The following is a 24,802-nucleotide window of genomic DNA, read 5'->3' as shown; positions in this document are numbered from 1 at the left end:
CTGCGGTAGCGGAGGGATTTGAACCCTCGGTTAGCTTGCACCAACACTCGCTTTCGAGGCGAGCTCCTTCGGCCGCTCGGACACGCTACCGTCGGAGAGTTTAACCCACGGGGGGCCCGGATCCGAAATCCGTATCCGCTGGACGGAGCCGGGGCCGAAACCGGAGCCCCGGGCCCCGGTGATCAGCGCGGTTCGCGGAAGAACGCCGTCAGGAGGGTGGCCGCCTCCTGGGGCAGGACGCCGCCGACGACCTCCGGCCGGTGGTTGAGGCGGCGGTCGCGCAGGACGTCCCACAGGGAGCCCGCCGCGCCCGTCTTCTCCTCCCGCGCGCCGTAGACCACCCGGTCGACGCGGGCCGCCACCGCCGCCCCCGCGCACATCGTGCACGGCTCCAGCGTCACCACCAGCGTGCAGTCCGCCAGCCGCCAGCCGCCCAGCGCCGCCGCCGCGCCGCGGATCGCCAGCACCTCCGCGTGCGCCGTGGGGTCGCCGCTCGCCTCGCGGGCGTTGCGGCCGGCGGCCAGCACCGGCCCCTCGGGGCCGCCGGGGCCCAGGAGCACCGCCCCGACCGGCACGTCCCCCGTCGCCAGGGCCGCCCGCGCCTCGGCCAGGGCCAGGCGCATCGGCGCCTCCCACGGGGTCCGCACCGGATCGGGGGGTACGGCGGGGGATACGGGATCAGGCGACGCGTGCGTCAGCGGACCGTCTCCAGTACGTCCGTGGCGCCCAGCACCTCGGCGATCGTCCCCAGCGCGTCACCGGTGACGGCGAGCAGCTCCTTCTCGCCCACCCCCAGATCGTCCAGCAGCCGGGGATCGCCCACCGGTCCCGCCGGCACCGCGGCGGAGTCGTCGTCCTCCTCCTCCGTGAGGCTGTCCTCCTCGTCCCGGGCGGCGGGGATCTCGTCCTCCGCGTCCGGGTCGGGGAGGTCGGCCAGCCCGTCCAGGCCGAGGTCCGGATCGCGGCCCAGCAGCTCGTCGGTGAGCAGCAGCTCCCCGTACGAACTGCGGGCGGCGGCGGCGGCGTCCGAGACGAAGACGCGGGGGTCGTCCTCGCCGTCGACGCGGACGATGCCGAACCAGCCCTCCTCCTGCTCGATGAAGACCAGTACCGTCTCGTCCTCGTCGGCCGCGGACTCCCGGGCCAGCTCGGCCAGATCGGCCAGGGTCTCCATGTCGTCCAGCTCTGTGTCGCTGGCTTCCCATCCGTCTTCGGTGCGCGCGAGCAGCGTGGCGAAGTACACCGTGACTCTCCCACTGATCGGTGTGCTGGGCCGGGCGGGCCGAAACCCGATGTCTCGCTCCGCCGGAAATCACGCCTCCGGCGGCCCGCCCACCTCCGCATCGTGGCAGAAAGTTCCCCGCCGCGCGGGGTCTTCCGCGTTGCGTCGCGGCGGAGAAAAACCGGGTGCCCTTCGGCCGCACCGGGACCGGGCGCGGGGCGCGCCCGGGCTCGGCTAGTGTCGGAGTATGCGGACACACGTCGTCGACCACCCCCTCGTGGCGCACAAGCTCACCACCCTGCGCGACGAGCGCACCGACTCCCCCACCTTCCGCCGGCTCTCCGACGAGCTGGTGACGCTGCTGGCCTACGAGGCCACCAGGGATGTGCGGACCGAACAGGTCGACATCCGCACCCCCGTCACGGAGACGACCGGCGTGCGCCTGGCGCGCCCGCGTCCGCTCGTGGTGCCGATCCTGCGCGCGGGGCTGGGGATGCTGGAGGGCCTGGTGCGGCTGCTGCCGACGGCCGAGGTGGGCTTCATGGGCATGGTCCGCAACGAGGACACCCTGGAGGCCAGCACCTACGCCACCCGGATGCCCGAGGACCTCTCCGGCCGCCAGGTGTACGTGGTGGACCCGATGCTCGCCACCGGCGGCACGCTGATCGCCGCGATCCGCGAGCTGATCAAGCGCGGCGCCGACGACGTCACGGCGATCTGCCTGCTGGCCGCGCCGGAAGGCGTGGAGGCCATGGAGCGCGAGCTGGCGGGCGCGCCGGTCACGGTGGTCACGGCGGCGCTGGACGAGCGGCTCAACGACAACGGCTACATCGTGCCGGGCCTGGGCGACGCGGGCGACCGGATGTACGGCGTCGCGGACTGAGGCGTTTCCGCAGGTACGGGAAGAGCCGGGCGGCCCCTTCGCGAGGAAGGGGCCGCCCGGCTCTTCTCGTACCGCCGTCGTATCGCCGTCGTACCGGCAGTCGTACCGGCGGACCTCAGCAGCCCGCCGGCTTCGGGGCCGGCCTGGCGAGGGCCGCCAGCGCCGCGTCCGCCGCCTTGCGGGGGGTCAGCTTCGTGAAGTCGTCGCCCAGGATGAGGTCGACCGTCGCGGCCTTGCGGGCGTCCGCCCGCACCTCGGCGGCGGGCAGCTGCGTGCCGAGCACCTTCAGCGTCGTGCCGACCGAGGCCCTGGAGCCCAGCAGGACGCCCGTGCCCGCCGTTTTCTTGTCGTACGCGGCGGGGGCGTTGCCCACGTCGCCGACCGTGAAGCCGCGCTCGCGCAGCTGCTCGGCGGTCCGGTCCGCGAGACCCGAACGGGTGGTGGCGTTGAGGACGTTGACCGTGACGGTACGGGGTGCCGGCAGCGGCACGGCGGGGCGGTCGGCCGCCGCGGCGGCCGGGCAGCGGGCCCGGCGCGAGGCTTCGGCGGCGGCCTCGGACTTCTCCCCGCCGAAGGTGTCGAGGAGCTGCGCCACACCCACCCCGACCAGGGCGAGCAGGGCGAGGGCGGCGGTCAGCGCGACGACCAGCGCGCGGCGGCGGCGGGGACGGCGCATCCGGGGGTACTTGGTGCCCTTGATGCGGTACTCCCCGCCCATGCCGGGGGGCGTCAGCATGCTCATGGGCGCAGCGTAGTGCCCCTCGCGTGCCGTTCCTACTAAACGATCTACGGCTTTGCGGATTTACCGCTCGAACGGGGCAACGGGCTGGTAGTCCGCCGGCGGGTAGTCCAGTTCGAGCACGCGGGCGTGCAGGACCTGGCGCTGCTGCAGGGCGGCGCGCACCGCGCGGTGCAGGCCGTCCTCCAGGTAGAGGTCGCCGCGCCACTTCACCACGTGGGCGAAGAGGTCGCCGTAGAACGTGGAGTCCTCGGCGAGCAGCGTCTCCAGATCGAGCTGCTGCTTGGTGGTCACCAGCTGGTCCAGGCGGACCGGGCGCGGCGCCACGTCCGCCCACTGCCGGGTGCTCACCCGGCCGTGGTCGGGGTACGGCCTCCCGTTTCCGATGCGCTTGAAGATCACACGGAAAGCCTACCCGGCGGGAGGCCCCGGGCGCAGCAGTGGTGCGCAGACGGGCTTGGGGACACTGCCGGGACGGAACCGGGCAAGAGGGGGGCGGGGGACGGGTGTTCGGGGCCGGGGGCGGTGCCGTGCGGGTCCGTACGGCACCGGGGGCCCGGGCGGATGTCCGCCCGGGCCCCCGGTCCACGGTGTCAGTCCCGCCGTGCGGCGGGTGTCAGCGCGTGGGTGCTACCGCACCGACTGCTCAGAGCGCCGGCTCGTGGTGGTCGTCGTGCAGACCGCCGCCGCTGTTGCCGCCCGTGGTGGGCGTGGAGACCACCGGGGCGTGCACCGAGCTCAGGTCGTGGGTGTAGGTGCCCACCGAGTCGGCGATGAGGTCGATGTTGGCGTCGAAGGCCTTCATCGAGATGTTGTTGATGTCGTCGCACGCCTGGTGGTAGCAGGCGTCGTACGGGGCGCCGGCCGTGCCGCCGAAGAGGGCGGCGTCGGACTCGGTCTTGATGCCCTCGGCGCCGGTGAAGGTGCCGCCGGCGGGGATGCCCACCGCGATGAACGGCCCGTAGTCGGAGCGGCCGGTGAAGTCGGTGCCCACGTGCGGGTAGCCCGCGCGGTCCATGAAGTCGGTGATCCGGCGCTCCAGCTGCGCGGAGCCCTCCGGGCCGGCCTCGGCGCCGACGCCGTCGGAGTTGTCGCCGTCGTAGACGCCCAGGACGTAGTTCGGCGAGGCGATCATGTCGAAGTTGAGGTACAGCTCGATCTGGGCGAGCTCGGCCTCGGTGCGGGTGGCGACCCAGTCCTCCGAGCCGACCAGGCCCAGCTCCTCCGCCGACCACCAGGCGAAGCGGACCTTGTTGCGCGGCTTGCTCTCGTTGTCCGCGAGGGTGCGGGCGACCTCGAGCAGGCCGGCGGAGCCGGAGCCGTTGTCGTTGATGCCGGGGCCCTGCGCGACGGAGTCGAGGTGCGAGCCGAGCATGACCACGTTGTCCGCGTCGCCGCCCTTGGTCTCGGCGATGACGTTGCGGGTGGTCGACCGCACCACGTCGACCTGGAGGTCCAGGTTGACGGTGACCTCGCCCTGCGCGGCGGCCGCGGCCAGCGCGTTGCCCTCGTCCAGGGTGATGCCGCCGGAGGGGATCGACACGGCGGTGGCGTCGCCCAGGGTGCCGTTGAGCGGGCCCGGGCTGTGGTTGTAGACGATGACCGCGGCGGCGCCGGCCTTGGCGGCGTTCTGGGACTTCAGCAGGAAGGTGCAGGCGCCACGCTTGACCAGCGCGATCTTCCCGGTGAAGGCGCCCGGCGCGAAGTCGGACTCCTCGCAGCCGTGGGTGCCGTCCGCGTCGACCGGTGCGACGGCGATCGGTGCGACCAGACCGCCGACGGGGGTGGACTTGGAGAAGGTCAGGGCCGAGACCGCGAGGTCGCGGGGGTCGGGGGAGACCACCGAGAGCGACTCGTGCTTGGTGGTGGAGGTCCAGAACTCGAACTCGTCGTACGAGACGTCGTAGCCGTGCTTCTTCATGAAGTCGTAGACGTACTTCGCCGAGGCGTCGTGCCCGGGCGTGCCGGCCGCGCGCGTGCCGCCGTTGGCGTCGGCGATCTGCTGGAACTTGAGCAGGTGCTTGTACGCGTTCTTCGCGGTCGACTCGTTGACCAGCTTCGCAGCCAGCCGCTGGCCGTCCTTGCCGGGGGATGCGGCGGTGGCCGTCCCGGCGGAGGCGACGAGCAGGGGAGTGGCCAGCGCGACGGCGGTGAGCGCGGCGGTCAGTCTTCGAGAACTCACAGGTGTCCTTCCGGGCAACGGGCAGTGTGGCTTGTCCGGCGTGCGAGAGACCCTGTTCGAGAACCGAACAGGTGAGAGGGAAACCTAGCGACTCCAAGGTCATTGGGGAAGAGGTCGACACGAACTGTCACCCTCTGTGAGGAAGTTGAGGTATTCGAGGGCGTTGGGGTCTCTTTGGGGTGCCCGTTCGGGGGTACCCGGGCGCTGCGTCTCCGGACGTACGAACGTACTCTGAACGCATGGTCGACAACGCGGCGTTGCCGGGGCTCAAAGCGGGATATCGGCGCCTGGTCGTGCTGCGGCACGCCAAGTCCGACTGGCCGGAGGGGGTGCCCGACGCCAAGCGTCCGCTGGCGCCCCGGGGCCGGCGGGACGCGACCGCCGCCGGGCGGTGGCTGCGCGGGCACGGCTGCCTGCCGGAGCGGGTCTACTGCTCGCCCGCCCTGCGCACCCGCCAGACCTGGGAGCTGGCCGCCGAGCGCCTCGGCGATCCTTCCCCAAGCTCTTCGAGCAGGGGATACCCCATGCATGCCGAGTACGAGCCCCGGCTCTACCACGCGGAGGCCGAGGCCCTGCTGGAGGTCGTGCACGAGGTCGGCCGCAAGGGCGCCAAGGTGCGCACGCTGCTGCTCGTCGGCCACAACCCGGAGCTGCAGGAACTGGTCCTGGGGCTGGCGGGGAGCGGGCGCGGCAAGCTGCTGGAGACGGCGAAGGAGAAGTTCCCGACGGCGGCCATCGCGGTGCTGGACGTCAAGGGCGACTGGCGCGACCTGGGCTGGGGCACCGCGAAGCTGCGGGCGCTGGCGGTGCCGCGGGGGATCAGGGGCTGAGGGGGCGCGCGGGCGGGGGATCCGGTTGCACGGGGTCCGGTTGGCGCGGGTTTGTCATCTGCCGCGATGATCCAACTCCCCTTACTGTCCCCGGACATGAGACGACGCCTCCTGCCCGTGCTCGCCGCCTGTGCGGCGGCCCTCCTGCTCCTTGCCGGCGGCCCCGCGGCCGCCGCCGAACCGCCGGCCGAGTTCGGCACCGACTGGCACGATCCGCTCACGGCCGCCCCGCCGGTGGAGCGGCCGGCCGGGCCCTCGTGCACGGTCACGCTCGCCGAGGCGCGCTTCCGCGACTTCACGCCCTACCGGGGGACGTACACGCCCCCGCCGGGCTGCCGGGGCGACTGGGGCAAGGTCGTGCTGCGGATGGACGGCACTGTGAAAGGACGCCAGTACGACCGGCTCGGCTATCTGACCGTGGGCGGCGTGGAGGTCTTCAAGACCTCGACCCCCGAGCCCTCGGCGGAGGGCATCGCCTGGTCGGTGGAGAAGGACGTCACCCGCTACGCGCCCGTGCTCGCCGCCGAGCAGCCGGTGGAGATGCTGATCGGGAACGTCGTCAACGAGACCTACACCGGCGTCATCGACGTCAAGGTGACGCTGGCCTTCTACCCGGGCGAGGCGGCCGACGCCCCCGACCGGGTGCTCACCCTCGCCAACGCCCGCAACGAGGGCACGAGCCGCACCGGCGACCTCACCACCCCGCGCAACAGCGAGCGCATCGTCGCGGAGGTGTACGCCACCGGCTCGGGCGGCGGCTGCGAGGAGTTCTGGTACCTGACGGTGCCCGACGAGCACCCGTACTCCTGCAAGGCCGCCGACGGCCCCTACCGCGAGGTGCAGATCCGCGTCGACGGCAGGCTCGCCGGCATCGCGGCGCCCTATCCGCACATCTACACGGGCGGCTGGTCCAACCCCTTCCTGTGGTACGTCGTCCCGGCGCCGCGCGCCTTCGACATCCAGCCCGTGCGCTACGACCTCACCCCCTTCGCCGGCCTGCTCAACGACGGCCGCCCGCACCGGGTGGAGGTGTCGGTGGCGGGCGTGCCGCAGGGCCAGTCCGGCTGGGACGTGCCGACGAACGTGCTGGTCTGGCAGGACGAGGGCAGCGAGGTCGTCACCGGCGCGCTGACCTCGTACGAGGAGACCCGCCCGCAGAGCACGACGGACTTCACCCCCGGTGCGGAACTGTCGCTGCAGGCGCGCGGCAGCCACGCGCTGACCGCCGCCGGGTACGTCGACACCTCGCACGGCCGGGTGGCCACCACGGTGGCGCGCTCGCTGGGCAACGGCTCCGACCACACCTGGACCGAGGGCGAGGACACCGACGCCCTCCAGGCCCGCTGGCGCGACGCGCAGACCGTCACCGTCGCGGCCGGCGGCCACACCACGGCCACCTCGACCACCGCCGTGTACACCGTGGACGGCACGGTCACGGTCGACGCGGCGGACCGGCTGCGCACGGTGCTGTCCCTGGCGGACCGCGCGGACACCGCCGTCGTACGGGACGGGGTGCGGGTGTCCTCCTCGGCGATGGACGACACCTACGACGGCGACGCCTCCTGGACCCTGGGCGTCCCGCGCGACCAGCGCCACGCGGTGGGCACCTCGCGGGAGCACTACCGCCTGACGGGAAGCGGCGGCTGCTACGACCGGACGATCGCCACCGTGCAGGGCACCCTCACGGAGGACCGCACGGGCTGCTGATCCCCAGCAACCGCCGTACCGTCCCGGGAAGTTGACGGGACGGTACGGCTGCTTGCGGCCCTACCGCACCGCCGCCAGCAGCTCCGCCGGCAGTCCGCCCAGCGCGACCTCCACCACGTCCCCCGGCAGGGCATAGCGCTCGATCTCCGTGAAGCCGCGCCGCAGCGCGAAGTCCAGCCCGGCGGTGTTGCGTTCTAGGACCAGCGTCTCGATCCGCTCGGCGCCCAGTTCGACGGCCGCCGCCAGCGCGCGGGCGTAGAGCGCGGAGCCGACGCCCCGGCCGCGGTGCTCCGGCAGCACGCGGGCGATGACCACCGCGAGGCCGGGGTCCTCGGCGTCGGCGCCGGGCGGGCGGAGGGTGGAGCAGCCGACCGCGGCCTCGCCCAGACAGGCGACCTCCAGGCGGTTGCGCCGCGCGCGCTCGCGGATGTCGGCCGCGGTGAGCGGGTGGTTGGGGATGATCGCGTTGTGGATGCGCCGCCAGTCCCCGACCAGGGCGGCGGCCTCGGGCGAGTCGTCCACGGGCTTGATCGTCAGTACGGGCACGGGCGTCAGCAAACCGGCGCCCACGGCCGTACGTCAACCGAAAACCGGACCCCGTGGCGAGCCCCGCTCCTCGAACGCGTTCAATAGGGGGGACAGACCTGCCGTCGAGTCGGGGGTTGATGGGATGGAGCACCGCATGGAGAACCAGCGCCGCACCGCGGTCGTCGAGGATCTGATGGAGCGCTTCCCGCACGTGCCGCGGGAGGCCGTGATCAAGGAGGACCTGCTCAGAGGCGGGATGGCCTTCGACGAGTCCGCCCTCAGCGGCGGCTCCGCCGGGGACGGCGGCGACGTGAAGCCGAAGTCCTACTTCATCTTCTCCTTCGACCACCGCACCCTCCCCGAGCTGGGCGCCGCCGCGCTCAACCGGCCGCCGGAGGAGATCGTCCTCACCGGCGGCACCTACGACCTGCGCCGCACGGTCGTCTCCGTACGGGTGAACCCCGAGTCCCCGTACCGCGTCAAGCCCGGCGAGGACGGCAGTCTCGGCCTCTACCTCGACGGCGCGCGCATCGCGGACGTCGGGCTGCCGCCGATGCCGGACTACTACCGGCACAAGCTCTCCAACGGCAAGTCCGTGATGGAGGTGGCCCCGACGATCCAGTGGGGCTACCTGATCTACCTCACGGTCTTCCGGGTCTGCCAGTACTTCGGCGCCAAGGAGGAGTGCCAGTACTGCGACATCAACCACAACTGGCGCCAGCACAAGGCGGCCGGCCGCCCGTACACGGGAGTCAAGCCCTCCGACGAGATCCTGGAGGCGCTGCAGATCATCGACCGCTACGACACCGCGCGCACCTCCACCGCCTACACCCTCACCGGCGGCGCGATCACCTCGAAGGTGGGCGGCAAGGACGAGGCGGACTTCTACGGCAGCTACGCCAAGGCGATCGAGGAGATGTTCCCCGACCGCTGGATCGGCAAGGTCGTCGCCCAGGCGCTGCCGCTGGACGACGTCAAGCGCTTCCACGACTACGGGGTGAAGATCTACCACCCCAACTTCGAGGTCTGGGACAAGCGCCTCTTCGAGCTGTTCTGCCCCGGCAAGGAGCGCTACGTCGGCCGCGAGGAGTGGCACCGCCGCATCCTGGACTCCACGAAGGTCTTCGGCCCGGAGAACGTCATCCCCAACTTCGTGGCGGGCGTGGAGATGGCCCAGCCCTTCGGCTTCACCACGGTCGACGAGGCCATCGCCTCCACCACGGAGGGGCTGGACTTCTTCATGTCGCAGGGCGTCGTCCCGCGCTTCACCACCTGGTGCCCGGAGCCGACGACCCCGCTGGGCAAGGCCAACCCGCAGGGCGCGCCGCTGGAGTACCACATCCGGCTGCTGGAGGCCTACCGGGCGACGCTGGAGAAGCACGGCCTGTCCTCCCCGCCCGGATACGGGCCGGCGGGGCCGGGCAACGCGGTGTTCTCGGTCAGCTCGTTCATGGACTCGCTGGCGCCCTCGCCGGAGGCGGCGGTCTGATCCCGCCGGAGGTGGGGGGCGCCCCGGAGCGCCGGGGCGCCCCCCAACCTTCCTACCGGCCCTCGTAGGCGGCCTTCAGCGCGCCCAGATCGAGCTTGTGCATCCCCAGCATGGCCCGGAAGGCCCGGTCCTTGCCGGCCTGGTCCCCGCCGCTCATCAGCTCGTTGAACTCTGCCGGGATCAGCTGCCAGCTGAGCCCGAACCGGTCGGTCAGCCAGCCGCACGGCCCGTCCTCGCCGCCGTCCGCCGTCAGCGCCGTCCACAGCCGGTCCACCTCCTCCTGCGAGTCGCAGTCGACCATCAGGGAGATCGCCGGGGTGAAGCTGAACTCCGGGCCGCCGTTGAGCGCCGTGTACGCCTGCCCGGCCAGCTCGAAGTCGACCGTCATCACCTGGCCGGGCGTACCGGGGGCGTCGGGGCCCAGGTCCGGGTAGCGCTCGATGTGGGTGATCTTGGAGTCCGGCAGCAGCGAGACGTAGAACTCGGCCGCCTCCTCCGCCTTGCCGTCGAACCAGAGGAAGGTCTTGATCTTCTGCATGGCCGGGCTCCTTCGTGGGGGTGCCGTGTGGGGTGTGCCACTACAGGGATAGACCCCCGGACCCCCCGGAAGTCATCGCTTCCACCGCACGAATCCGCCCCCATCCCCACCCCACCCCCACCCCACCAGGCGAAACCCCTGGCGCGGAGCCAGGCCGTGACGTAGAAAGACTCATCAGCACGGGGTACACGGGGGAGTCGCGGATGAGTAGCGAGGACGGCCTGACCGTCACGGAGCGCACGCGCCTGCGCCGGCTGCGGGAGTACGGCAGCCACCGGCGCGCGGACCTGGACGCGGTGCTGGGAGCCGGGTTCCTGTGCCACCTCGGGGTGCTGGTGGACGGCTCCCCCCGGGTGATCCCCACCGGCTACGGCGTCGACGGCGACACCCTCTACCTGCACGGCTCGGTCGCCGCCCGCAGCCTGCGCGAGGCCCCGCAGACGGAGGTGTGCGTGACGGTGACCCACCTCGACGGCCTCGTCCTGGCCCGCTCGGTCTTCGAGCACAGCTTCGGCTACCGCAGCGCCATGGTCTACGGAATCCCGCGCCTGGTCACCGACCCCGAGGAGAAGCTGCACGGCCTGCGCGTCCTGACCGGGAACTGCGCCCCCGGCCAGTGGGACTACGCCCGCCGCCCCAGCCGCAAGGAACTGGCCGCGACCTCGCTGCTGGCGCTGGAGCTGACGGAAGCCTCCGTGAAGATCAGCGACGGACCGCCCGACGACGGCGACTCCCCGGACGCGGCACTGGGCCTGTGGGCGGGCACGGTGCCGATCACCACGGTGTACGGCCGCCCCCTCGCGGACCCCGTACTACCACCGGGGATCGAGCCCCCGGAGCACATCGCGGCCCTGGAAGGACGTACGCCAGGCGCCTGATTACTGTGGACTCCATGAGTGCACACTTTGACGTCGTAGTGCTGGGCGCGGGCCCGGGTGGATACACCGCCGCGGTGCGGGCGGCGCAGTTGGGCAAGAGCGTCGCCGTGATCGAGGAGAGGTACTGGGGCGGTGTCTGCCTCAACGTGGGCTGCATCCCCTCCAAGGCGCTGCTGCGCAACGCCGAGTTGGCGCACCTCTTCGCCACCGAGCAGAAGACCTTCGGCATCGAGGTCGAGGGCACGGTGACCTTCGACTACGGGCAGGCGTACAAGCGCAGCCGCTCGGTGGCGGACGGCCGTGTGCGCGGCATCCACTACCTGATGAAGAAGAACAAGATCACCGAGTTCGACGGCCGCGGCACCTTCGTGGACGACCACACCCTCGAAGTCGCGCTCAACGGCGGCGGCACCGAGACGGTCACCTTCGACAACTGCGTCATCGCGGCCGGCGCCACCACCCGGCTGATCCCCGGCACGGCGCTGAGCGACCGCGTCGTGACGTACGAGGAGCAGATCCTCGCCGACTCCCTCCCCGGCTCGATCATCATCGTGGGCGCGGGCGCGATCGGCGTGGAGTTCGCCTACGTGCTCAGCAGTTACGGCGTGAAGGTCACCATGGTCGAGTTCCTCGACCGGATCGTCCCCACCGAGGACGCGGAGGTCTCGACCGAGCTGGCCAAGCGCTACCGCAAGCTCGGCATCGACATCCTCACCGGCACCCGGGTGGACTCCATCGACGACACCGGCGCGAAGGTCCGCGTCACCGTCACCGGCAAGGACGGCGCCACGCAGGTGCTGGAGGCCGACAAGGTGCTCCAGGCCATCGGCTTCGCCCCGCGCACCACCGGCTACGGGCTGGAGAACACCGGCGTGCGGCTCACCGAGCGCGGCGCGATCGACGTCGACGGCCGGTCCCGTACGAACGTGCCGCACATCTACGCCATCGGCGACGTGACCGCGAAGCTGATGCTGGCGCACGCGGCCGAGGCGATGGGCGTCATCGCCGCGGAGACGATCGGCGGCGCGGAGACCATGGAGCTGGACTTCGCCATGATCCCGCGCGCGACGTACTGCCAGCCGCAGATCGCCTCCTTCGGCTACACCGAGGAGCAGGCGCGCGAGCTGGGCTACGACGTGAAGGTGTCGAAGTTCCCCTTCAGCGCCAACGGCAAGGCACACGGCCTGGCGGACACGGTGGGCTTCGTAAAAATCATCGCCGACGACCGCCACGGCGAACTGCTGGGCGCACACCTGATCGGCCCCGAAGTAACCGAACTGCTCCCAGAGTTGACCCTGGCCCAGCAGTGGGACCTCACAGTCCACGAGGTAGGCCGCAACATCCACGCCCACCCCACCCTGGGCGAGGCGGTCAAGGAGGCCATCCACGGCCTGGCAGGCCACATGATCAACATGTAGCCGACCAGCCCCTGGCCGACCGGCGAGGGGCGGCCCGCGACGAACGCGGCCCGCCCCTCCCGGAACGCACCCAGAGCGCACCAGGACCCCACCCGCCCGTGTGAGGGGCCCGGAGCGACGACTCCGAAAAGACGCACCGCAACGCAGGCCCCCGACAGAGCAGCAAATCGACCGATGGCCAGTCAATCCCTATGGCTTTTCGGAGTTGTCGCGGAGAGGCCCCGCCCCTACGCCGAATCCCGCTCCCCTTCGGGAGAACCCACCCCCCGCTGCCGGGGCACAAGCGTCGGATTGACGTTCTGCAGCACCAACTCCCGATCAACCACAACCCGTTCAACGTCCGCGCAGCTAGGCACCTCGTACATCAAATGCTGAAGAACCTCCTCCAGCACAGCCCGCGCAGCCCGCGCCCCCGTCCGCCGCAGCAACGCCTGCTCGGCAACAGCCTCGACCGCACCCCGAGTGAACTCCAACACCACACCATCAAGCTCAAAAAGCTTCTGGTACTGCTTGATCAGAGCGTTACGAGGCTCGGTGAGAATCCGCACCAACGCCTCCCGATCCAGCGGCTCGACCGCCGTGACCACCGGCAACCGCCCCACGATCTCCGGAATCAACCCGAACTTCAGCAGATCATCGGGCTGCACCCGCCGACTGACCTCAGCACCGACGTCCCCGCCGACATCCCCACCGCCCCCGAACCCGATCCCCCGCCGCCCCACCCGGGCCTCGACGATCTGATCGAGCCCGGCAAACGCCCCGCCCACGATGAACAGCACATGCGTGGTGTCGATCTGGACGTACTCGCTCTGCGCGCTCTTACGCCCGCCCTGCGGCGGCACGTTGACCACGGACCCCTCAAGCATCTTCAGCAGCGCCTGCTGCACACCCTCCCCGGACACATCACGGGTGAGGGAGCGGCTGTCACTCTTACGGGCGATCTTGTCGAACTCGTCCAGATAGATGATCCCCGTCTCGGCCCGGGCCACGTCCCCGTCGGCGGCCTGGATGAGCCGCAGCAGGATGTTCTCCACGTCCTCCCCCACGTACCCCGCCTCGGTCAGCGCGGTCGCGTCCGCGATGGCGAAGGGCACGCCCAGCATCCGGGCCAGCGTCTGGACGAGGTGGGTCTTGCCGCAGCCGGTCGGCCCGGCGAGCAGGATGTTGGACTTGCCCAGCTCCACCGGGTGCTCGGAGTCGAGGGACCCGACGCGTTTGTAGTGGTTGTAGACGGCGACGGCGAGCGCCTTCTTGGCCTCCTCCTGCCCGACGACGTACGAGGACAGGAAGGTGTGGATCTCGCGCGGCGCGGGCGCCGACGCCTGCGCGGGGGCGTCGCCCCGATCGGGCCCCAGCTCCTCGGCGATCAGCTCGTTGCACAGCTCGACGCACTCGTCGCAGATGCAGACGTGGCCGGGCCCCGCGATCAGCTTGCGCACCTTCTTCTGGCTCTTCGCGCAGAACGCGCAGGACAGCAGGCCGCCGTCGTCACCGGTCCGTGCCACGGAATCCCTCCCGAGCCTCGACTTCGCCGTTCCATCATGCCACTGGCACCCGGGTGCCATGCGGCGTCGATCTCCCAACTGTCGCAGCACACCGCCCCCGACACGCCGCAGCTGCGCGGTTGGCGCTCGTACGACCGCAGTTGACCCTACGTCAGAGCCGCCTACGTCAGAGACACCTACGTCAGAGGCACCTACGTCAGAGACCCTGCGGCGCCAGCAGCGAGTCCGCCACGGCGGTGCGCGCGTAGAGGACCCAGCGCCCGGCGCGGTGCGCGGTGACCAGCCCGGCGTCGCGCAGCGCCGTGAGGTGCTGGGAGACCCCGGCCGGCGAGAGGCCGAAGCGCCCGGCGAGCTGCGAGGTGGAGGACGGGGTGTCCAATTCCTCCAGCAGCAGCGCCCGCGAGCGGCCCAGGACGCCGGCGACCGCGTCGACCGCGCAGGGGCGCCGCTCCCAGAGGGTGCCGATCCCGCGTGCCGGATAGGCGAGTTGGGGCGGTCCGGGGGCGCCGGAGACGGTCAGGACGCGCGACCAGGCGAAGGCGGTGGGGATCAGGACGAGCCCGGAGCCGTCCTCGCCGCGCGGCATCGCGCAGTGCCGGTGCACCAGCCGCAGCGAGCCGTCGTCCCAGCTCACCGAGTCGTGCAGCTCGCCCAGCACCCGCCCGGTGCCGTGCTCGGCGGCCTGGCGGGCGCGGTGGAAGAGGTCGGCCTCCAGCAGGGCGTGGACGCGCGACCAGTAGGGGGCGAGGGCCAGTTGCCAGTACGCCTCGATCTCGGCGGTGACCTTCTCCAGTACGGCCGACGGCTCCGCGTGCAGCAGTCGGAAGCGCGCGGTGCGCTCCACCCCCGGAGTCCATTCGGCGAGGATGCCCAACTCGCGGCGCACCTGCGCTGGTTGGGTGGCGCGAACGGCCGCCAGCTCCGCCGCCAGGGTGGGGAAGGAGGTCTGCGGCGCCGGCGTGAGCAGGTCGGCGGCGTAGCTGCCGGCCGGGGCGAGGAGGGCCAGCCAGCCCCGGTCGAGGCCGGACTCCGCCAGCCGGGCCCGTACCGGATCGGCCCAGCGTCGGTGCACAGGCAGCCGGTCCGTGCCGGTGAGCAGGCGGAAGCTGGTCAGCACCTCCCACATGGGGGAGACGGCGAAGCGGATACGGGCCATGTCGGCGGCGGAGAAGCCGAGTTCGGTGTCCATCTGATCCCCCTCGTTGGATTCGGCCCTGTTGGATTCGACCCCATTGGATTCGGCCCCAGCTTAATCAATCGAACACAGGCGGGTCCAGGGATCACTCTTACGGACATGCTCACCTCCTACCGCGCACTGCCCGCGACCGTCTGGACCCTCTTCGCCGGAACCATCGTCAACCGGCTCGGCTACCTGGTGACCCCCTTCCTCGTCTTCTTCCTCGCCGACCGTGGCGTGACCGGCGTCTCGACCACCGTCGTGCTGGGCGCGCTGGGCGCGGGCAACCTGCTCGGCCCGGCCCTGGGCGGCCTGCTCGCCGACCGACTCGGCCGCCGCCCGACGATGCTCACCGGCCTGGTCGGCGCCGCCGCCGCGCAGGGCGCGCTCTTCCTCGCGCCGGGTGTCGCGTCGATGGCGGCGGCGGCGTTCGCGGTGAGCGCGGCGGGCTCGCTGGCCGGTCCGGCCTCGGCCGCGCTGATGGCCGACAGCGTGAGCGGGGAGGCCCGGCGCCGCGCCTACGCCCTCTTCGGCTGGGGGGTGAACATCGGCACCGCCGTGGCCGGTGTGCTGGGCGGCTTCCTCGCCGCCCAGGGGTACTGGCTGCTCTTCGCGGTGGACGCGGCGACGATGCTCCTCTTCGCCGGGATCGTGGCGGTGCGCATCAGCGAACCCCCGCGCGCCGAGGCCGAGTCGGGCGGTGGGGCGGGCTACGGGGTCGTGCTGCGCGACCGGCTGATGCTGGTCCTGCTGCCGCTGCTGGGCGTGCAGCTCTTCGTCTACTCGCTCACCGAGGTCGCCCTCCCGCTGGCCGTCCACGACTCGGGCCTCTCCCCGGCCGTGTACGGCGCGATGGCGGCGGTCAACGCGGTCCTCGTGGTCGCCCTGCAGCCCTTCACCACCTCACTGCTCGCCCCGCTGCCCCCGATGTACGTCCAGGCGGCCGGCGGGGTGCTGATCGCCGCCGGGGTGGCGCTGACCGGTCTGGCGGACGGCGTGGCGGGCTACACGGTCTCGGTCGTGGTCTGGTCGCTGGGCGAGGTGGTGGTCGCCGGGATCGCCGCGAGCGTGGTGGCCTCGCTGGCGCCGGCGCACGCCCGGGGCCGCTACCAGGGCGCCTTCCAGTGGGTGTGGGGCGTGGCCCGCTTCACCGCGCTGACCGGCGGAGTGGCGCTCTACACCACCGCCGGCCCCTCGGTGCTCTGGTGGACCGCGCTGGTGGGCGGCGCGGGAACGGCGCTGGCGACGGCGGCCCTGGGGCGGCGGATCGCGGCGCGGGCGGCGCACGAACTGGCGGCGTGACCACGGGGGATGAGCGGGAGGGGGGCGGCCCGTGCGGGCCGCCCCCCTCCCGTCGTACCGACCGCTCTCAGAGCCCGAGCACCTTCATCGCCTCGTCCGCCATCGCCGCCTCACCGGCCGCGTTGGGGTGGACGGGGACGACGTTGGTGCCGAAGAGCACCGGCTCGATCCACCGCTTGCCCCACGGCGCGCAGGCGTCGCGGCCCTCGGAGGCGGCGGCCAGGTCCACGAACACCGCGCCCGTCTCGGCGGCGGCCCGGGCGACGGCGGCGTTCAGATGGGCCTGGAGGTCGCGCAGGTAGGGCACGTCGCCGCGGGCGATGGGCATCTTGGCGTAGCAGGTCCAGTCGTAGGAGGCGGGCATGATCCACGGGTAGCCCAGGATGGCGACCCGGGCGTTGGGTGCCTTGGCCCGGATCGCGCGCAGCGACTCCTTCAGGGCGGGCAGGGTGCCGGCGGTGATCTGGTTCTTGAACGTGTCGCCGTTGAGGTCCTTGCAGGGGCTGCCGTGGCCCAGGGTCAGCACGCCGACCGTGCCGCAGGCCAGGATGGCGCCGATGAAGGTGTTGTTGTCGTTGCCGCCGATGGTGAGGGTGACCAGGTCGGTGCCGGCGTCCACCGCGTCCAGCTGCGGTGCCACGCCCGGGTACTGGGAGGTCGTGAAGTGGCGGGTCTGCGCGGCCCCGCAGGTGGCGTCCGTGAGGGAGGCGCCGGTGCGGGCGGCGATGACGTGCGGGTAGTTGCGGCTGGTGCGCAGGCATAGCAGCGAGGCGTCCGGGTCCAGCGGGAGGACGCCGGAGCCGGCGCTGTAGCTGTCGCCGAGGGCGGTGTAGTCCAGCGGGTCGGCGGCGTGGGCGGCGGAGGGGACCGCCAGGCACAGGGCGGCGGTCGCGGTCGCCACGGCGGCGGCGGTCAGGGCACGTACGCGAGAGGGCATCGGGAACTCCTCGGAGCCGACGGAGGTGGGGGAGGTCCGTACAACGGCCGTGCTGGAGCAGGTGGTTCGCGCGCTGGTGCGGTGGGGCTGACGTCACAGCGAAGTTACTGACCGGTTACGTCCAGGGCAATACTCCGCGCACGAATTCGTTGGCAGGTGCATGCACGCGCCCGCCGGCCCGTCACCCCGTGAAGACCTCCACCAGCGACCACACCGCCAGCGCCCCCATGCACGCCGCGCCGATCCGCTGGACCGTACGCAGCGGTACGCGCCCCGCGATGAAGCGCCCCGCGAGCAGCGCCAGCGCCGAGACGCTCATCAGCGCCGCCGCCGCGCCGATCGCCGTGGACCAGGGCTGGCCCCGGGAGGCGAGGTTGGCCGTGGTGATCTGCGTCAGATCGCCCCACTCGCTGATGAAGACCGCCATGAAGGCGGTGGTGAACACCGGCCAGAAACCGGTGACCTGACGCGATCCCGCGCCCTCGGCCGCCTCGTCCGCCGCCTCGTCGTCCCCGCCCTTCAGCAGCCAGAGCGCGCCCAGCGCGAAGAGCACCGCCGAGACCAGCTTCACGATCCAGCCGGGCATCAGCGAGATGAGGCTGCCCGCGCCGACCGCGATCGCGACGTGCACGACGAACGCCGCCGAGGTGCCGAACCAGACGTACAGCGGGCGCATCCGGGTGCCCATCGCCAGCGAGGCGAACATGGTCTTGTCGGGCAGTTCGGCGAGGAAGATCAGCCCGAAGGCGGTGAGGATCGCCACGAGGTCGAGGTGCATGGGGTGGTGCCTTCTGTGCTGTGCGTGCGTCGGTCCGGCGGGCGCGGCGCGGCGCCAGGGGCAGCGTCCAGCATCGCACCACCAGGGGTACGGACCCGGGCAACCCCCCCGTAAGGGCGCAGCTCAGTCCAGCACCGCCCGCAGGCTGCGCCCGTACGCCTCCCGCACGTCGAAGACCAGCCGCGTCCCCTCGCGGGTCCGCTCCACCCGCACCCCCGCGTCCGCCGACACCGCGTCCAGCCACCGGCCGCGCAGCAGCACGGCCAGCTCGGCGCGGTCCGTCGTCGGGTCGGCGGCGGCGACGGTCGTACGCCCCCGCGCCTCGCGCACCAGCACCGAGGCCGGTCCGTCCAGCGAGATCCCGGCGGCCTCGTGGCGGCCGGGGGCGAAGGACTGGGCGCCAATCAGGCCCAGGCCCGTGTGCTTCACCGCCTGCAGCCGCACCGTGTTGGACAGCACGGTCAGCGGGCCGTCCCCGTGCGCGGGCCCGTACGCGCGCAGCCGCGCCTCGCCGGCGCCCGGGACCAGGGCGTAGGCGTACGCGGCCGGGGGCGCCCCGGCCGGCTGGTCGAGGGCCAGGCCCAGGACGCGGCGGGTGACGGGGGTGTCGGGGTTGGCGGTGCGTACCAGGCGGCGGCTGCGGGTGACCACGGCGTCCTCGACGCGCACCGGCTGCCCGGAGAGGAAGAGGTAGCCGACGGCGGTGCGCTGGGTGGCGTTGGCGTAGCGCAGCCAGCGGGGGTGCTGCGCGCTGTCCGACGGTCCTGGCCAGGGGGTGCCGTCGGGGAGGGCGCCGGTGACGGCCACCTGGTCGGTGGGGGCGGCGATACGGGCGTCGACGGCGGTGGTGACGGCGCGGCCTGCCGCGTCGCCGACCCCCGCCGCGAGGACGACGATCTCCTCGTCGAGGAGGAACCAGGACTTGGTGGCGGTGGCGTTGCGGTAGACCTGGAAGTCGGCGGGCAGGAGGTCGCGCCGGGCCCAGGCCACGTCGTCGGACTGCACCATCGAGGCGGCGCCGTAGGCGTCGAGGGTGACGCCGCCGGAGTGGCGGTTGGTGCCGCGCGGGAAGTAGACGTAGGTGTTCTGCGAGGTGGAGGAGGCGGTGAAGTCGAGCGGGTGGCCGGGGTTGTCGTACCAGGCCGTCCCGTACAACTCCGGTACGGTGCGCCGCTGTTCGACCGGGGCGGTGACGCCGGCGAGGGCGTAGGGGGAGACGGCGGTGTAGTAGTCGACGCCGTACGCCTGGGTCTGGTCCTGGCCGGCGAGGTAGAGGTAGTGGGCGCCGTCGCCCTGGAACCAGGGCCGCAGGTTCTCGCCGCTCATGTACTCGTACCTGCTGATCCGCTCCGAGCTGCGCGCCAGCGCGAAGGCCCAGCCGGGGCGCCGGTGCACGGTCCTGTCCATCGCGTTGAAGGCGAGGCTGCGGGCGGGGGCGCCGAGGTCGGCGGCCGGGACGGTGTCGTCGGCGAGGATGTCGGCGTAGCGCACGATGCTGAGCGGCGAGGTGAAGGACGAAGGGTCCAGTGGGGCCCGGGAGTTGGCGCGTACGAACTTCACCCAGCCCTGGAGCGCCGCCGCCTCCTCGCCCTCGGAGTGCCCGGCGAGGTCCACGACGGCCTCGACGACCACCGCGACGTCCTGGTAGCCCGTGGTCGTACGGGAGACGGCGCGCCCCTTGACGATCTCCATCATCCAGCCCTCGAAGACCAGCGGTGCGAAGCCCTCGCGCACCCAGCGCCGCACCACGGGGACGAGCGCGGCGGCGTCCAGATAGCCGCTGCCGTCAAGGAACTTGAGCGTCTGGACGACGCGGGTCAGCAGCGCCTTTCCGTAGCTGCCGGTGTAGGCGACGGAGTGGTGCTGGACGAAGGAGCCGTCGGCGTAGTGGCCGTCGGTGTTGCCGTGCTGGAGGTGGTAGGGGTCGATGGTGACGAAGACGGTCAGCTGGTCGGTGAGCGCCTTGCGGACGCGGTCCTCGCCGTCGGCGCCGAGCAGGGCGCCCTGGAGGATGCGGTTGGTGGTGATGTCGGCGAGGTTGGCGCCGGTGTGGAAGCGCGAGTCGAGGTCGACGTCGCCGTCCCTGCCGTTGCGGAGGTAGGCGTCCATGGTGGCCACGTAGGTGGGAAGCAACTGGGCGTTGTACGCAGCCAGTTGATCGGCCAGCAGCACGAGGGTCCGCGTGGCGCTGGTGGGGATGCCGATCTCCCAGTTGAACCAGTTGCCGTAGTAGCCGGCCGCCTGGTCCCCGTAGACGTGCCCGTGCAGCCAGTCGAGCCGCTCCAGCACCCGGGTCTGGACGGCGGCGTTGCCGACCAGGTCCGGCGCGCCCCCGGGGACACGGGTGGCCAGCGCGATGTCGTGGAGCTGGCGGTAGGTGGTGGTGAGGTTGACGTCGCTGCTGCCCAGCGGCAGCCCCGCGAAGACCTCGCCGCTCCCGGCCCGGTCCATCGCGGCCAGGGCGCTGCGGGCGCCCTTCTCGACGGCGGCCAGCTTCCCGGCGACCTCCGCCCGCGCGTTGGACTGCGCGGTCCCGGCGAGCACGGCGACGGTGTTGGCGAGCACGGCCCCGCTCCCGGCGGCGCCCTCGGCGGCGGTGGCGAACCGCGGCGGCACGACGGCGAGCAGCCCGGCGGCCGACAGCAGGGAGAGCAGACGCCTGCGCGTGAGTTCCATGGGGCCTCCCCGGTCGGCCGTGATCCGATGGGGCGGAGTCAAGCAGAGGGGGAGGGGGGTGGCAAGCGCTTGCGCACCGCTCGGTCCACGCTGCCGAATCCCCTCTGCCGTACGGGAGTCGGGCTGCGGGCCGATCGGCACGGCCCCGCAGGCGCGCGGCCGCTACCGTGGGCCCGGTGACGCGCGCCCGCAGTCCGCACACCCGCCCGCGCGCCCCGAGCGAAAGGCCCCCGCCCATGCCCCAGGAAGTACGAGCCGTCATCGCCCGCGCCAAGGGCGAGCCGGTGGAGACCGTGACGATCGTCGTGCCGGACCCCGGGCCCGGGGAGGTGGTGGTGGAGGTCCAGGCGTGCGGCGTGTGCCACACCGACCTGCACTACCGCGAGGGCGGCATCAGCGACGACTTCCCCTTCCTGCTCGGCCACGAGGCCGCCGGCGTGGTGGAGTCGGTGGGCGAGGGGGTCACCGAGGTGGCGCCGGGCGACTTCGTCGTCCTCAACTGGCGTGCGGTGTGCGGACGGTGCCGGGCCTGCACGCGCGGGCGGCCCTGGTACTGCTTCGACACCCACAACGCGAAGCAGCGCATGACCCTCACCGACGGTACGGAGCTGACGCCCGCGCTGGGCATCGGCGCGTTCGCCGAGAAGACCCTGGTGGCGGCCGGCCAGTGCACCAAGGTCGACCCCGCCGCCTCCCCCGCGGCGGCCGGCCTGCTCGGCTGCGGCGTCATGGCCGGACTGGGCGCGGCCGTGAACACCGGCGGGGTGGGCCGCGGCGACAGCGTCGCCGTGATCGGCTGCGGCGGCGTGGGCTGCGCCGCCGTGGCGGGCGCGAAGCTGGCCGGCGCGGGCCGGATCATCGCCGTCGACATCGACGACGACAAGCTGGCCCTCGCCCGCACGCTGGGCGCCACCCACACCGTCAACTCCCGTACGCAGGACCCCGTCGAGGCCGTCCGGGAGCTCACCGGCGGGCACGGCGCCGATGTGGTGATCGAGGCCGTCGGGCGCCCGGAGACGTACCAGCAGGCGTTCTACGCACGCGACCTGGCCGGGACGGTCGTCCTCGTCGGAGTGCCCACCCCCGAGATGAAGGTGGAGCTGCCGCTGCTGGACGTCTTCGGCCGCGGCGGCGCGCTGAAGTCCTCCTGGTACGGCGACTGCCTGCCCTCGCGCGACTTCCCCGTACTGATCGACCTCCACCTCCAGGGCCGCCTGCCCCTGGACGCCTTCGTCACCGGGACGGTGGGGCTGGACGGGGTGGAGGAGGCGTTCGCCCGGATGCACCGCGGCGACGTGCTGCGTACGGTGGTGGAGCTGTGAGCATCGAACACCTCGTCACCTCGGGCGTCTTCTCCCTGGACGGCCAGGACTTCGACGTCGACAACAACGTCTGGCTGATCGGCGACGAGCGCGAGGTCGTGGTGGTGGACGCCGCGCACGACGCCGACGCCATCGCGGAGGCGGTCGGCGACCGCACCCTGGCCGGGATCGTCTGCACGCACGGCCACAACGACCACGTCAACGCGGCGGTGGCGCTGGCCGACCGCTTCGGCGCGCCGGTGCACCTGCACCCGGGCGACCGGATGCTGTGGGACACGGTCCACCCGGGCCGCGCCCCCGACCGCGAACTGGCCGACGGCGACGTGCTGACGGCGGGCGGCGTCGAGCTGCGCGTCCTGCACACCCCGGGCCACGCCCCGGGCGCGGTCTGCCTCTACGCCCCGGCCCTGGACACGCTCTTCTCCGGCGACACGCTCTTCCGGGGCGGGCCGGGGGCGACGGGCCGCTCGTTCTCCTCGTTCCCGACGATCCTCGACTCACTCCGCGAGCGCGTACTGACGCTGCCCGCCCACACCCGCGTACTGCCGGGCCACGGCGAGGAGACGACGATCGGCGCGGAGTTTGCCGACTACGAGGCGTGGGTGGCACGCGGCCACTGAGGGGGTACGGGGGGCGCCCCGCGCGGTCTCACCGAGGCGGTGCGGGGAGCAGCGTCCCGCGCGGTCTCACCGAGGCGGGGTTGCGGGGGCGCCCCTCAGCGGGACCGCCCGAGCCGCCACCACCGCCGCCGTTCCGCGCCCGCCGAGGGATACGCCGGGCGCGGCACGGCGGCGTCCTGCGTGGCCTCGGCGAGCAACCTCCGGCAGAGGGCGGCCAGTTCGGACACGTCCTCCCCGACCCGCGCGATGCCCTCGGCCCGCGCGGGCGCGGTCGTCCCCCCGTCGAGCAGCCGCCCGGCCCGCACCTGGACGGTGTCACGCCCCCGCACCCGCAGACTGATCCACCGCCCGATATGCGGCGCACGGATGACGACACCGCCGTCACGCTCGCGATAAAGAGTGTGCTCCCGCCACAGAACGGCGGCGAGCCGCTCCGCGGTGACATGCAGGTCGGCCATCGAAACCCCCGCTGACGTAGTCCCATCGGCCGACACCCACCGCACCCGGCCGCCCAAACCCGAAAGTATGACCGAGCAAAGGGAACGCGATCCAGCGAGCCCCCGGATCGAGACGTGATCGCAGCACTCCACGAGGTCCGGTCCGGCCCCCGCGGCGCCCCCTCACAGCCAGTCGCGCCGTTTGAAGACCAGGTAGAGGATCGCGCACACCGCCGCCATCAGCAGGATGGCGAACGGATAGCCCAACTGCCAGTGCAGCTCCGGCATATGGTCGAAGTTCATGCCGTAGACGGTGCCGATCAGCGTCGGCGCGAAGAGGATCGCCGCCCAGGAGGAGATCTTCTTGATCTCGTCGTTCTGCGCGTTGGACGCCTTCGCCAGCGCCTTCATCTCCTCGTTCTGCGCCTGCGTCACCAGCGTCGCGTTCACCTGCAGCATGTCGGTGAGCGCCTGGCGGAAGCCGCCCACGCGCTCGACCACCGTGGTGGCGTGGTCGGCGACGTCGCGCAGATAGCGCTGCAGCTCCTCGTCCGTGCCGTACTTCTCGAAGCCGGCCTGCAGCCCGGCGAGGATGTCCAGCAGCGGCCGGGTGGCGCGCTGGAACTCCACGACCTCGCGCGAGAGTTCGTAGATACGGCGCGAGGCGCCCGGGTCGCCGCTGAAGACCTGCGTCTCGATCTCGTCGATGTCGTTCTGCAGCCCGGCGATCACGGGGGCGTAGCCGTCCACGACGGAGTCCAGGATGGCGTACAGCACCGCCTCCGGACCCAGCGCCAGCAGCTCGGGGTCGGCCTCCAGCCGCTGGCGCACCCGGCCCAGGTCCGGGGACTGGCTGTGCCGGAGGGTGAGGACGAAACCGGGGCCGACGAAGACGTGGATCTCGCCGAAGTCGACCTCCTCCACGTCGTCCAGATAGCGCGCGGGGCGCAGCACCGCGAACAGCGTGTCGTCGTAGCGCTCCAGCTTGGGCCGCTGGTGGGCGACGACCGCGTCCTCGACGGCCAGCTCGTGCAGCCCGAACGCCTCGGCGGCGTCGAGGAGCTGCTCCTCGGTCGGCCGGTAGAGGCCGATCCAGCCCATGGTGCCGTCCGGCTCGCGCGGCAGCGAGCGGTACGCCTCGGCGAGCGTGGCCGGCGACTCGATCCGCACCCCGTCGCGGTAGAGCGCGGCGTCGACCACGCTGGACTCGGCGCGGGGCGGCTCGGGCGCGGTCCGGGGCTCCATCTCGTGCTCGGGGACGGCCTCGCCGTTCTCGGCGGGCCCGTGGGCGGGCCGCTTGGCGGGCCGGAGCGTACGCGAGCGCCAGTCGGACATGCTGCCCCTTTCCGGATCGGCAGTCAGGGCGCTCTCACAGTAGTGGCAGGGGTGGCCGCGGAGATCCTTCCCCAGGCCGGGCGAGCCGGGCCGGCGCACTCCCGGCCGGGGATGCGCATGCGAGGGCCCCGGCCGGCGCACCGGTCGGGGCCCTTGGTCCATCCGCGCCGCCCGGCCGCCGTGAGGCCGCCGCCCGGGGCGGACCCGCTAGCGCGCCCGGCGCAGCGCCGTACCCGTGTCCGGGAAGTCCGGGAAGTCCGGTGAATCCGGTGAATCCGGGAAGCCCGGGAAGGATGCCT

The 24,802-nt window shown here is 72.4% G+C and carries 23 protein-coding genes and 1 tRNA gene; 9 read left to right on the top strand and 15 right to left on the bottom strand.

Going from position 1 to position 24,802, the window contains the following annotated elements; translation table 11 throughout:
* Nucleotides 1-3: 3 nt before the first annotated feature.
* The 3 genes from ACFQLX_RS07215 to ACFQLX_RS07205 form a co-directional block, all read right to left on the bottom strand.
* Nucleotides 4-90 (bottom strand) — tRNA-Ser (locus ACFQLX_RS07215).
* Nucleotides 91-182: 92 nt separating this feature from the next.
* Nucleotides 183-623, bottom strand: a complete 441-nt coding sequence (gene tadA, locus ACFQLX_RS07210; RefSeq protein WP_386413329.1) for a tRNA adenosine(34) deaminase TadA — start codon at nt 621-623, stop codon at nt 183-185.
* Between the two features lie 71 nt (nt 624-694).
* The gene (locus ACFQLX_RS07205) at nt 695-1,243 is read right to left on the bottom strand and encodes a tRNA adenosine deaminase-associated protein (protein ID WP_386413214.1); all 549 of its coding nucleotides are present in this window, start codon (nt 1,241-1,243) and stop codon (nt 695-697) included.
* A 226-nt stretch (nt 1,244-1,469) separates the two neighbouring features.
* Here ACFQLX_RS07205 and upp point away from each other — a divergent pair, with 226 nt between their 5' ends.
* Nucleotides 1,470-2,105: a uracil phosphoribosyltransferase gene (gene upp, locus ACFQLX_RS07200; RefSeq protein WP_386413212.1), complete on the top strand. Its 636-nt coding sequence runs from the start codon at nt 1,470-1,472 to the stop codon at nt 2,103-2,105.
* 115 nt (nt 2,106-2,220) lie between these two features.
* Here the strand turns inward: upp and ACFQLX_RS07195 are convergent, their stop codons facing one another.
* The 3 genes from ACFQLX_RS07195 to ACFQLX_RS07185 form a co-directional block, all read right to left on the bottom strand.
* Entirely contained in the window at nt 2,221-2,847 is a 627-nt protein-coding gene (locus tag ACFQLX_RS07195; protein ID WP_386413210.1) for a LytR C-terminal domain-containing protein, read from the bottom strand.
* A 60-nt stretch (nt 2,848-2,907) separates the two neighbouring features.
* Nucleotides 2,908-3,246 carry a type II toxin-antitoxin system VapB family antitoxin gene (locus ACFQLX_RS07190; RefSeq protein ID WP_386413209.1) on the bottom strand — a complete coding sequence of 113 codons (339 nt, stop codon included), beginning with the start codon at nt 3,244-3,246 and terminating at the stop codon, nt 2,908-2,910.
* Nucleotides 3,247-3,490: 244 nt separating this feature from the next.
* Nucleotides 3,491-5,026, bottom strand: coding sequence for a M20/M25/M40 family metallo-hydrolase (locus ACFQLX_RS07185; RefSeq protein WP_386413207.1), 1,536 nt, complete (start codon nt 5,024-5,026; stop codon nt 3,491-3,493).
* Nucleotides 5,027-5,265: 239 nt separating this feature from the next.
* On the opposite strand from ACFQLX_RS07185, the gene ACFQLX_RS07180 reads away from it, so the two are divergent.
* The gene (locus ACFQLX_RS07180; RefSeq protein ID WP_386413205.1) at nt 5,266-5,856 is read left to right on the top strand and encodes a SixA phosphatase family protein; all 591 of its coding nucleotides are present in this window, start codon (nt 5,266-5,268) and stop codon (nt 5,854-5,856) included.
* Nucleotides 5,857-5,952: 96 nt separating this feature from the next.
* Complete coding sequence (locus tag ACFQLX_RS07175) at nt 5,953-7,563, top strand: peptide-N4-asparagine amidase (protein WP_386413203.1); 1,611 nt, start codon at nt 5,953-5,955, stop codon at nt 7,561-7,563.
* Between the two features lie 60 nt (nt 7,564-7,623).
* Here ACFQLX_RS07175 and ACFQLX_RS07170 read toward each other — a convergent pair whose 3' ends face one another.
* Complete coding sequence (locus ACFQLX_RS07170; RefSeq protein ID WP_386413201.1) at nt 7,624-8,109, bottom strand: GNAT family N-acetyltransferase; 486 nt, start codon at nt 8,107-8,109, stop codon at nt 7,624-7,626.
* Between the two features lie 136 nt (nt 8,110-8,245).
* On the opposite strand from ACFQLX_RS07170, the gene ACFQLX_RS07165 reads away from it, so the two are divergent.
* Nucleotides 8,246-9,580: a radical SAM protein gene (locus ACFQLX_RS07165; RefSeq protein WP_386413199.1), complete on the top strand. Its 1,335-nt coding sequence runs from the start codon at nt 8,246-8,248 to the stop codon at nt 9,578-9,580.
* A gap of 52 nt (nt 9,581-9,632) precedes the next feature.
* On the opposite strand, the gene ACFQLX_RS07160 is transcribed toward ACFQLX_RS07165, so the two are convergent.
* The gene (locus ACFQLX_RS07160; protein ID WP_386413197.1) at nt 9,633-10,118 is read right to left on the bottom strand and encodes a VOC family protein; all 486 of its coding nucleotides are present in this window, start codon (nt 10,116-10,118) and stop codon (nt 9,633-9,635) included.
* Nucleotides 10,119-10,321: 203 nt separating this feature from the next.
* Between ACFQLX_RS07160 and ACFQLX_RS07155 the strand changes: the two genes are divergently transcribed.
* Both ACFQLX_RS07155 and lpdA read left to right on the top strand, forming a co-directional pair.
* Nucleotides 10,322-10,996, top strand: coding sequence for a pyridoxamine 5'-phosphate oxidase family protein (locus tag ACFQLX_RS07155; RefSeq protein ID WP_386413195.1), 675 nt, complete (start codon nt 10,322-10,324; stop codon nt 10,994-10,996).
* Between the two features lie 14 nt (nt 10,997-11,010).
* Nucleotides 11,011-12,414, top strand: a complete 1,404-nt coding sequence (gene lpdA, locus ACFQLX_RS07150) for a dihydrolipoyl dehydrogenase (RefSeq protein ID WP_386413194.1) — start codon at nt 11,011-11,013, stop codon at nt 12,412-12,414.
* Between the two features lie 227 nt (nt 12,415-12,641).
* On the opposite strand, the gene clpX is transcribed toward lpdA, so the two are convergent.
* Entirely contained in the window at nt 12,642-13,919 is a 1,278-nt protein-coding gene (gene clpX / locus ACFQLX_RS07145; protein WP_386413193.1) for an ATP-dependent Clp protease ATP-binding subunit ClpX, read from the bottom strand.
* 196 nt (nt 13,920-14,115) lie between these two features.
* A complete protein-coding gene (locus ACFQLX_RS07140) occupies nt 14,116-15,108 on the bottom strand; it encodes an ArsR/SmtB family transcription factor (RefSeq protein WP_386413192.1) in 993 nt (330 codons plus the stop codon).
* 105 nt (nt 15,109-15,213) lie between these two features.
* Between ACFQLX_RS07140 and ACFQLX_RS07135 the strand changes: the two genes are divergently transcribed.
* Nucleotides 15,214-16,398, top strand: a complete 1,185-nt coding sequence (locus tag ACFQLX_RS07135) for an MFS transporter (protein ID WP_386413190.1) — start codon at nt 15,214-15,216, stop codon at nt 16,396-16,398.
* 67 nt (nt 16,399-16,465) lie between these two features.
* Here ACFQLX_RS07135 and ACFQLX_RS07130 read toward each other — a convergent pair whose 3' ends face one another.
* The 3 genes from ACFQLX_RS07130 to ACFQLX_RS07120 all read right to left on the bottom strand — a co-directional run bounded on the left by ACFQLX_RS07130 (nt 16,466) and on the right by ACFQLX_RS07120 (nt 20,789).
* Nucleotides 16,466-17,335: an SGNH/GDSL hydrolase family protein gene (locus ACFQLX_RS07130; RefSeq protein WP_386413189.1), complete on the bottom strand. Its 870-nt coding sequence runs from the start codon at nt 17,333-17,335 to the stop codon at nt 16,466-16,468.
* Between the two features lie 181 nt (nt 17,336-17,516).
* Complete coding sequence (locus ACFQLX_RS07125; protein ID WP_386413188.1) at nt 17,517-18,113, bottom strand: TMEM165/GDT1 family protein; 597 nt, start codon at nt 18,111-18,113, stop codon at nt 17,517-17,519.
* A gap of 123 nt (nt 18,114-18,236) precedes the next feature.
* On the bottom strand, nt 18,237-20,789 hold the full coding sequence (locus tag ACFQLX_RS07120; RefSeq protein WP_386413187.1) for a polysaccharide lyase family 8 super-sandwich domain-containing protein: 2,553 nt from the start codon (nt 20,787-20,789) through the stop codon (nt 18,237-18,239).
* Nucleotides 20,790-21,025: 236 nt separating this feature from the next.
* On the opposite strand from ACFQLX_RS07120, the gene ACFQLX_RS07115 reads away from it, so the two are divergent.
* The gene (locus ACFQLX_RS07115; RefSeq protein ID WP_386413186.1) at nt 21,026-22,111 is read left to right on the top strand and encodes an S-(hydroxymethyl)mycothiol dehydrogenase; all 1,086 of its coding nucleotides are present in this window, start codon (nt 21,026-21,028) and stop codon (nt 22,109-22,111) included.
* Nucleotides 22,108-22,731 (top strand): MBL fold metallo-hydrolase, encoded by a 624-nt coding sequence (locus ACFQLX_RS07110; RefSeq protein ID WP_386413182.1) that lies wholly within the window; start codon nt 22,108-22,110, stop codon nt 22,729-22,731. Before ACFQLX_RS07115 ends, ACFQLX_RS07110 begins: the two co-directional genes overlap by 4 nt.
* A 95-nt stretch (nt 22,732-22,826) precedes the next feature.
* Here ACFQLX_RS07110 and ACFQLX_RS07105 read toward each other — a convergent pair whose 3' ends face one another.
* Both ACFQLX_RS07105 and ACFQLX_RS07100 read right to left on the bottom strand, forming a co-directional pair.
* Complete coding sequence (locus ACFQLX_RS07105; RefSeq protein ID WP_386413181.1) at nt 22,827-23,189, bottom strand: hypothetical protein; 363 nt, start codon at nt 23,187-23,189, stop codon at nt 22,827-22,829.
* A gap of 162 nt (nt 23,190-23,351) precedes the next feature.
* Nucleotides 23,352-24,503, bottom strand: coding sequence for a magnesium and cobalt transport protein CorA (locus ACFQLX_RS07100; protein ID WP_386413179.1), 1,152 nt, complete (start codon nt 24,501-24,503; stop codon nt 23,352-23,354).
* Nucleotides 24,504-24,802: the final 299 nt, after the last annotated feature.

The organism is Streptomyces polyrhachis, from assembly GCF_042663125.1.
Classification (GTDB): Bacteria; Actinomycetota; Actinomycetes; order Streptomycetales; family Streptomycetaceae; genus Streptomyces; species Streptomyces polyrhachii.
Note: the sequence above shows the minus strand (reverse complement) of the source record. Positions and strands in the feature narration are given on the sequence as shown.

Excerpts from the sequence above, each read along its gene's own strand:
- ACFQLX_RS07105 (WP_386413181.1), bottom strand. The coding sequence starts at position 23,189 with ATGGCCGACCTGCATGTCACCGCGGAGCGGCTCGCCGCCGTTCTGTGG.
- ACFQLX_RS07100 (WP_386413179.1), bottom strand. The coding sequence starts at position 24,503 with ATGTCCGACTGGCGCTCGCGTACGCTCCGGCCCGCCAAGCGGCCCGCC.
- upp (WP_386413212.1), top strand. The coding sequence starts at position 1,470 with ATGCGGACACACGTCGTCGACCACCCCCTCGTGGCGCACAAGCTCACC.
- ACFQLX_RS07125 (WP_386413188.1), bottom strand. The coding sequence starts at position 18,113 with ATGCACCTCGACCTCGTGGCGATCCTCACCGCCTTCGGGCTGATCTTC.
- ACFQLX_RS07135 (WP_386413190.1), top strand. The coding sequence starts at position 15,214 with ATGCTCACCTCCTACCGCGCACTGCCCGCGACCGTCTGGACCCTCTTC.
- ACFQLX_RS07115 (WP_386413186.1), top strand. The coding sequence starts at position 21,026 with ATGCCCCAGGAAGTACGAGCCGTCATCGCCCGCGCCAAGGGCGAGCCG.
- lpdA (WP_386413194.1), top strand. The coding sequence starts at position 11,011 with ATGAGTGCACACTTTGACGTCGTAGTGCTGGGCGCGGGCCCGGGTGGA.
- ACFQLX_RS07120 (WP_386413187.1), bottom strand. The coding sequence starts at position 20,789 with ATGGAACTCACGCGCAGGCGTCTGCTCTCCCTGCTGTCGGCCGCCGGG.
- ACFQLX_RS07130 (WP_386413189.1), bottom strand. The coding sequence starts at position 17,335 with ATGCCCTCTCGCGTACGTGCCCTGACCGCCGCCGCCGTGGCGACCGCG.
- ACFQLX_RS07140 (WP_386413192.1), bottom strand. The coding sequence starts at position 15,108 with ATGGACACCGAACTCGGCTTCTCCGCCGCCGACATGGCCCGTATCCGC.
- ACFQLX_RS07165 (WP_386413199.1), top strand. The coding sequence starts at position 8,246 with ATGGAGAACCAGCGCCGCACCGCGGTCGTCGAGGATCTGATGGAGCGC.
- ACFQLX_RS07175 (WP_386413203.1), top strand. The coding sequence starts at position 5,953 with ATGAGACGACGCCTCCTGCCCGTGCTCGCCGCCTGTGCGGCGGCCCTC.
- tadA (WP_386413329.1), bottom strand. The coding sequence starts at position 623 with ATGCGCCTGGCCCTGGCCGAGGCGCGGGCGGCCCTGGCGACGGGGGAC.
- ACFQLX_RS07160 (WP_386413197.1), bottom strand. The coding sequence starts at position 10,118 with ATGCAGAAGATCAAGACCTTCCTCTGGTTCGACGGCAAGGCGGAGGAG.
- ACFQLX_RS07180 (WP_386413205.1), top strand. The coding sequence starts at position 5,266 with ATGGTCGACAACGCGGCGTTGCCGGGGCTCAAAGCGGGATATCGGCGC.
- ACFQLX_RS07155 (WP_386413195.1), top strand. The coding sequence starts at position 10,322 with ATGAGTAGCGAGGACGGCCTGACCGTCACGGAGCGCACGCGCCTGCGC.
- ACFQLX_RS07195 (WP_386413210.1), bottom strand. The coding sequence starts at position 2,847 with ATGAGCATGCTGACGCCCCCCGGCATGGGCGGGGAGTACCGCATCAAG.